Origin of the sequence: Mesorhizobium sp. M7A.F.Ca.ET.027.03.2.1, from assembly GCF_003999175.1 — a bacterium.
Classification (GTDB): Bacteria; Pseudomonadota; Alphaproteobacteria; order Rhizobiales; family Rhizobiaceae; genus Mesorhizobium.
The window spans coordinates 1-7,054 of sequence record NZ_RZOM01000205.1; the positions used below are offsets into that span (position 1 = coordinate 1).

Below are 7,054 nucleotides of genomic sequence, written 5' to 3' on the forward strand. Positions count from 1 at the left end.
AGCCGACACCGGCCAAGCCGGCGCCAACCCCGCCACCGCAGGACAAGACCGCAGCCATCGATCCGACGCCCGACGCCGTCGCTGAAGCCATAGCGCAGGAGCCGCCCGCCGAGGCGACGCAGCTGCCGGATTCCGCGCCCGCGCCGGAAGCGCGGCCGAAGCCGCAGCCGGCGCAGGCCGAAAGCGCCAAGGCGCCGGAACGCAAGAACGCCGACAAGCCGGTCAAGGAAGCGTCGTCGAAGCCGAAGTCCGACGACAAGCAATTCAACGCCGACGAGATCTCCGCGCTCCTCGACAAGCAGAAACCATCCGGCGGTGGCGCCAAGCGCTCGACCCAGCAGGCGTCGCTCGGCGGCGACAAGGATCAGGGCCAGAAGCTTTCCAGGTCCGAAATGGGTGCCCTGGAAAGCCAGCTTGGCGGCTGCTGGACCCTTCCCGCGGGCCTTGAAGGTTCCGAGAACTTCGTCGTCGTGGTGCGGTTCAACCTGGATGCCTCCGGCAAGCTGGACGGACGTCCGGCGGTCGAAACGTCGAGCGGAAACCGCCAGTTCGACGAAAGTGCCGTTCGTGCGGTGCAAAAATGCGATGTCACCGGCCTGCAGGTTCCCGCCGGCAAGCAGGATATCTGGGCCGACGTCCGCGTCACCTTCGATCCAAGGGAGATGCTGGGCCTCTAAGGCGGCCCGCGTATCCGAAAATCAGTACGAGAAGCGAGAAGACATGAAATCAATCCTCAAGCCGCTCCTGATGGTCGCAGCAATGGCGATGGGCATGACCGCTGCCAGCACGTTGCCGGCGCTGGCGCTGGTCGAGCTCAACGTCAACAAGGGCAACGTCGAGCCGCTGCCGATCGCCATCACGGATTTCCAGGGCGGCGACGCGCTTGGGGCGCAGATTTCGCAGATCGTCACCGCCGATTTGAAGCGTTCGGGTCTGTTCGCTCCGATCGACAAGAGCGCCTTTATCGAGAAGATCACCAACCCCGATGCAGCACCGCGCTTCGATGACTGGAAGGTGATCAACGCGCAGGCGCTGGTCACCGGCAGCGTCAGCAAGGAAGCCGACGGCCGCATCCGCGCCCAGTACCGGTTGTGGGATACCTTTGCCGGCCAGCAGATGGCTGGCGAGCAGTTCTTCGCCAACGACGCCAATCAGCGGCGTGTCGCCCACATCATCGCCGACGCCATCTATGAGCGGCTGACCGGCGAAAAAGGCTATTTCGACACCCGCGTCGTCTTCATCGACGAATCCGGCGCCAAGAATGCGCGCAAGAAGCGCCTCGCGATCATGGACCAGGACGGCGCCAATGTGCGCTATCTCTCGGACGGCAGGTCGATCGTGCTGACGCCGCGTTTCTCGCCGAACCGGCAGGAAATCACCTACATGTCCTATGAAAGCGGCCAGCCGCGGGTCTACCTGCTGCAGATCGAAACGGGGCAGCGCGAACTGGTCGGCAATTTCCCCGGCATGACCTTTGCGCCGCGCTTTTCGCCCGACGGCCAGAAGGTGATCATGAGCCTGCTGCGCGACGACGGCAATTCCAACATCTTCGCCATGGACCTGCGCAGCCGCTCGACGACGAGGCTGACCAACTCGACCGCCATCGACACCTCGCCGTCTTATTCGCCCGACGGCAGCAAGGTGGTGTTCACCTCCGACCGGGGCGGCCGTGCGCAGATCTACTCGATGGGCGCCGACGGTTCGGGCCAGACCCGCATCTCCTTCGGCGACGGCGTCTATTCGACGCCGGTCTGGTCGCCGCGCGGCGACCTGATTGCCTTCACCAAGCAGACCGGCGGCGAATTCCAGATCGGCGTCATGAAGACCGACGGCTCGGGCGAGCGCATCCTGTCCTCCGGCTTCCAGCAGGAGGGGCCGACCTGGGCGCCGAATGGCCGCGTGCTGATGTTCTTCCGCGATTCCGCCGGTGGGCCCAAACTGGTTTCGGTCGATCTGACCGGACGCAACGAGCAATCGATCCCGACGGCGAACTTCGCTTCGGACCCGGCCTGGTCGCCGCTGCTTGAATAGAGGAATTGAGGAACTGGGGAATTGAAGAACTGAAGAATGGAGAAGGCGGGCGGCTACATTAATCGCGCGAAGGATCTAGAGGTATATAAGCGCGCTTATGTGGTTTCTCTTGACGTCCATAAAGCTACGCTCGCTTTCCCCAAAATGGAGCAATACGCGCTGGCTGATCAGTTGCGTCGCTCCAGCAAAGGAATCTGCGCCAATTTGGCTGAGGGATTTGCCAAGCAGACTCACTCCAAACCCGAATTCGCGCGGTTCATTTCGATGGCAATGGGGTCATGCAGCGAGGTGGAGACGTGGATTTCCTATGCGTTCGACCTTGGATACACCAGCCAGGCACAACACGACGATTGGCTGCGATCCTATGCCCATATCTACGGCATGCTGATCAATCCGAGAGAAAAGCTGAAGTGAATTCTCTCTTCAGTTCCTCAATTCCCCAACTCTTCAATTCCTCATTTCCATCTCTTTGTCGCGTTTTGGCCGTATTTACGCCTAGGGTCCGCGTGAAATGTGGCTTCAGGCAACGGGCTGCGGACGGGCAGCTTAAAGCAAAATTAACCGTGTTTCTTGAATGCCGGTTAACCCAAACGTGGTTACTGGGTGATCAACGAAATCACTCAAAATAGATCACTCGAAATACGAAGGAGAGGCGGCATGGGCCGTATTGCAGCACTTACCAGAAACCCGGTCATGATCGCGCTGGTGGCGATGCTCGCCATCGCAGGTTGCGCCTCGAAGAAGACGCCGAACAACGCGGCCGATCTTGGCCTTAACGGCGCCGGCGCCGCAACACCCGGATCGGCGCAGGACTTCACCGTCAACATTGGCGACCGCATCTTCTTCGATACGGACTCGACCTCGATCCGTGCCGACGCGCAGACGACGCTCTCGCGCCAGGCGCAGTGGCTGAACCAGTACAAGCAGTATGCCATCGTCGTCGAAGGCCATGCCGACGAACGCGGAACGCGCGAATACAATTTGGCGCTCGGCGCCCGCCGCGCCGCCGCCACCCGCGACTTCCTCGTTGCCAAGGGCGTTTCGGCCAGCCGTCTCAAGACCATTTCCTACGGCAAGGAACGTCCGGTCGCGGTGTGCGACGACATCTCCTGCTGGTCGCAGAACCGCCGCGCGGTCACCACGCTTAGCGGCGCTGGCTCCTGAAGCATCACGCAGCCGACCGGCGCGTCAAAGAACACGCGGCCGTCTAGCGTTAAAAATGCAACATACCTGTGCGAAAGGCGGCCTTGGGGCCGCCTTTTTCATATCCGGACGATGCTCGAAACAAAATTTGGCCGAAGTCTCGGCTCCTGCTATGAGCCGAGGGCGCTTGGCTGGTCCCATTCTGGTTGGAAGGCGCGAACAAGCTAACGAAATCACTGCGAGAGGCACATGCATTTGAGATCGGTTCTGAGCGGCACGCTTGCGCTGCTGCTCCTATCAGGCGTCACCGCCCTGGCCAGCGGCACCGGGGCGAGCGGCACGGGGCAATCAACCGACAGCGGCTTTACCTTCCATCTTCCCAGTATCGAATTGCCCAGCCTTTTCGGTCAAAAGAAGAAACCGGACCAGGTTCAGCTGGTGCAATCCGATCCTGCCGCTGTCACCAGCCTGGAAGAGCAGCTGCGGCAGATGAACGGCAAGATCGAGGAACTCAATTTCCAGGTCCTGCAGATGCAGGAGCAGATCCGCAAGCAGCAGGAAGACAATGAATTCCGCTTCCAGCAGCTGGAAGGCGGCGGCACGCAAGGCGGGCAGCCGCCGGCGCAGAAGAAATCGGACGCCACCACCGGCACCGACAACGATGTGGCGGCGGCCCCGGCAATACGGGCGCCGGCCGATGCCGGCGCCGCGCCCGCCAACGATCAATCGGCAGGCGGCAAGACGGTCGAGGACGTCATCGTCGAATCTCCCGACGGCGACCCCGGCAAGGTTATTCCCGGTACGGGAGCGCCGGAAAAGAATTTCGGCACCATCACCGTCGACAAGAATGGCAATGTCATCGATGCCGGCGGCAACACACAATCGACCGCGCCGGCGCAGGACACCGCGCCAGTCGCCGGGGCGCCGCCCAAGGCCGGCAAATCCGATACGGTGGTCGCGGCGTTGCCCGCCACCAACAACCCGGAAGAGCTTTACCGCAACTCCTACCAGTTCATCCTTTCGGGTGACTACGGCACCGCCGAGCAAGGTTTTCGCGACCACATCGCCCGCTTCCCCAAGGATGCGAAGGCGGCGGACGCGCATTACTGGCTGGGTGAGTCATTGCTCGGCCAGCAGAAATACCGCGATGCGGCCGAGACGTTCCTTGCCGCCAGCAAGGACTACCCCAAGGCCAAGAAAGCTCCCGACATGTTGCTGAAGCTCGGCGTGTCGCTGGTCGGCCTCAAGCAGCATGACGTTGCCTGTGCCACCTTCAGCGAGGTCGGCAAGCGCTACCCTGATATTTCCAGTGCGCTCAAGGAACGCGTCAAGCAGGAGAAGGCTCTGGCTGCCTGCTGATCCTTGTCCTACATGTCGTTGTCCTGAAACCGGGATCACTTTTGGGCGACATGCATTATGCTCGACACCGAGCCGGACCTTTCGACTAACCCTCTTTCGCATATCGATTTTACCAGCGGCGCTGTTGCGGCCGTGTCCGGCGGCAGCGACTCGACCGCCCTGCTCCTTCTTCTCAAGCACCATCTCGACTGCACGGCGCCGGCAACCAAGCTGCTGGCGGTAACGATCGACCACGGTTTGCGGTCCGGTTCGGCTGCGGAAGCGCAAACAGTGGCGAAGCTGTGCGCCAGATTCGGAATTTCACACCGCATCCTGACATGGTCGGGCCCCAAGCCATCGACCGGCCTGCCCGCGGCTGCTCGCGAGGTGCGCTACCGGCTGCTGGCCGAGGCGGCACAAGCTGAAGGCATCGGCCTGATCCTCACCGGCCATACCGCCGATGACCAGGCAGAGACGGTGCTGATGCGGCAAGCGCGCGAAGAAGGATTGGCGCGGGACGGGGGCCAAGGCCATGCCGAAATGGCAGGCCGGGGACTTGCCGGCATGGCGCCGGCCACCTTGTATGACTGGCGCGAGTGGATCGTTCGGCCGCTTCTCGGGTTGCGGCGCGAGGCGCTGCGCGACGTCCTGCGGCGTGAGAATGTCGGCTGGGCCGACGACCCCACCAATATCGACGCGGCCTTCGAGCGGCCGCGTGTGCGGGCAGCCCTTGCCGACAGCAACGGTGCGCAGCGCATCGACGATGCACTGGCGCTGGCCGCGCATGAGGGCCGCGCGCGCAGTCAACTCGGCCTCGCCGCCGCAAGTTTGATCGGCGATTTCGCGACCCGGCTGTCCTGCGGGCTCATTCGTCTTGATCCGCTCTTGCTGAACACAGGCGACGAGCGAGCGGCCGTCTATGCGTTGCGTATCCTGCTGGCCATGACCGGCGGAATTGCCTTCCTGCCGGATCAGGCCCGCAGCGAGGCTCTGTTCGGTCGGCTGAGGGCTGGATTTCTTTGCGCCACATTGTCGCGGACGGTTGTCGATTCCCGGCGCTCCGGCATCTTCCTGCGCCGCGAGGCGCGCGGCCTGCCCGCCGCCGCAACCCTTACTGGCAGCACCCTGTGGGATGGCCGCCGGCGCATCACATTGAACGACAGCAGCAGCGCATTGTTGATTGCCCCGCTAGGCACGGCAGCGGCGAAGCGGCTGGCGACGGGCCAAGGAAAAGCCCCGCCGAGCCTGATGCGCGCCGCGCTCGCGGCCGAACCGGCGTTGTGGCACGCCGGGGAATGCCTTGGTTTGCCTGGATATGAACTGAAGTCTGCGATGGTGGAAGTGCGGCCGGTCGTTAGTCCCTTTGCCCGCTTCCTGCCGTCCTTCGACCTGGCGCCGGCGCAGGCCGTCGCCGGGCTGATTGGCGCGGCCCCGGTCCCGCCCTTGCCTTTCAGCGGCCATAGTGCCGGCTGATGGTTGCGCGAAAGCTTAACCCAGACGTGCTGTTATGCTTGGCAAGGGGAGGTGCTCTCCCTATGTTAGGCGCAAGTTTCCTCTCATGACGCGTGTCCGCCCCGCGGACGCCAACGGGACAATTGATGAATCCGAACTATCGCAACCTCGCGCTCTGGGCGATCATAGCGGTCCTGCTCATAGCCCTGTTCAATCTGTTCCAGACGCCGCAGACGCGAGGGGCTTCCAGCGATGTGCCTTATTCGCAGTTCCTGCAGGATGTCGCGGCGGGCCGGGTCAAGACGGTGACCATCGCGGGCGCCCGCATCAGCGGCACCTACACCGACAATGCCAGCGGCTTCCAGACCTATTCGCCCGGCGATCCTTCGCTGGTCTCGCGGCTGCAGGACAAGAACGTCACCATCAATGCGCGGCCTGAAACAGACGGTTCCAATTCGCTGTTCGGCTATTTGATCTCTTGGCTGCCGATGATCCTCATCCTCGGCGTCTGGATCTTCTTCATGCGCCAGATGCAGTCCGGCTCCGGCCGCGCGATGGGCTTTGGCAAGTCGAAGGCCAAGTTGCTCACCGAAGCGCATGGCCGCGTCACCTTCCAGGACGTTGCCGGCGTCGACGAAGCCAAGGAAGATCTGGAAGAGATCGTCGAGTTCCTGCGCGATCCGCAGAAATTCCAGCGGCTCGGCGGCAAGATTCCGCGCGGCGTGCTGCTTGTCGGCCCTCCGGGAACCGGCAAGACGCTGCTCGCCCGCTCGGTTGCCGGCGAAGCCAATGTGCCGTTCTTCACCATTTCCGGTTCGGACTTCGTCGAGATGTTCGTTGGCGTTGGTGCAAGCCGAGTCCGCGACATGTTCGACCAGGCCAAGAAGAACGCACCCTGCATCATCTTCATCGATGAAATCGACGCGGTCGGCCGTCATCGCGGCGCCGGCCTCGGCGGCGGCAACGACGAACGCGAGCAGACGCTGAACCAGCTGCTGGTCGAGATGGACGGCTTCGAATCCAACGAAAGCATCATCCTGATCGCCGCCACCAACCGGCCCGACGTGCTTGACCCCGCCCTGCTCAGGCC

General features: G+C 62.8%; 7 protein-coding genes. All 7 read left to right on the top strand.

Features of this window, described 5'->3' with window-relative positions; all coding sequences use genetic code 11:
* A partial coding sequence (locus tag EN750_RS11755; RefSeq protein ID WP_127396524.1) for an energy transducer TonB occupies window positions 1-677 on the top strand: 677 nt, incomplete at its 5' end.
* Between the two features lie 43 nt (window positions 678-720).
* The gene (tolB, locus tag EN750_RS11760; protein WP_127396525.1) at window positions 721-2,031 is read left to right on the top strand and encodes a Tol-Pal system beta propeller repeat protein TolB; all 1,311 of its coding nucleotides are present in this window, start codon (window positions 721-723) and stop codon (window positions 2,029-2,031) included.
* A gap of 36 nt (window positions 2,032-2,067) precedes the next feature.
* On the top strand, window positions 2,068-2,445 hold the full coding sequence (locus tag EN750_RS11765) for a four helix bundle protein (RefSeq protein ID WP_127396526.1): 378 nt from the start codon (window positions 2,068-2,070) through the stop codon (window positions 2,443-2,445).
* Between the two features lie 243 nt (window positions 2,446-2,688).
* Window positions 2,689-3,195 (top strand): peptidoglycan-associated lipoprotein Pal, encoded by a 507-nt coding sequence (pal, locus tag EN750_RS11770; RefSeq protein WP_013529149.1) that lies wholly within the window; start codon window positions 2,689-2,691, stop codon window positions 3,193-3,195.
* A gap of 228 nt (window positions 3,196-3,423) precedes the next feature.
* Complete coding sequence (gene ybgF, locus EN750_RS11775; RefSeq protein WP_127396527.1) at window positions 3,424-4,533, top strand: tol-pal system protein YbgF; 1,110 nt, start codon at window positions 3,424-3,426, stop codon at window positions 4,531-4,533.
* A 57-nt stretch (window positions 4,534-4,590) separates the two neighbouring features.
* Window positions 4,591-5,985 carry a tRNA lysidine(34) synthetase TilS gene (tilS, locus tag EN750_RS11780; RefSeq protein WP_127396528.1) on the top strand — a complete coding sequence of 465 codons (1,395 nt, stop codon included), beginning with the start codon at window positions 4,591-4,593 and terminating at the stop codon, window positions 5,983-5,985.
* A 125-nt stretch (window positions 5,986-6,110) separates the two neighbouring features.
* Window positions 6,111-7,054, top strand: a 944-nt coding sequence (locus EN750_RS11785; protein WP_145967574.1) for an ATP-dependent metallopeptidase FtsH/Yme1/Tma family protein, incomplete at its 3' end; no start/stop codon positions are given.

Bases quoted from the DNA above. Each gene is read 5' to 3' on its own strand.
- tolB (WP_127396525.1), top strand. From the start codon at position 721: ATGAAATCAATCCTCAAGCCGCTCCTGATGGTCGCAGCAATGGCGATG.
- tilS (WP_127396528.1), top strand. From the start codon at position 4,591: ATGCTCGACACCGAGCCGGACCTTTCGACTAACCCTCTTTCGCATATC.
- EN750_RS11765 (WP_127396526.1), top strand. From the start codon at position 2,068: ATGGAGAAGGCGGGCGGCTACATTAATCGCGCGAAGGATCTAGAGGTA.
- pal (WP_013529149.1), top strand. From the start codon at position 2,689: ATGGGCCGTATTGCAGCACTTACCAGAAACCCGGTCATGATCGCGCTG.
- ybgF (WP_127396527.1), top strand. From the start codon at position 3,424: ATGCATTTGAGATCGGTTCTGAGCGGCACGCTTGCGCTGCTGCTCCTA.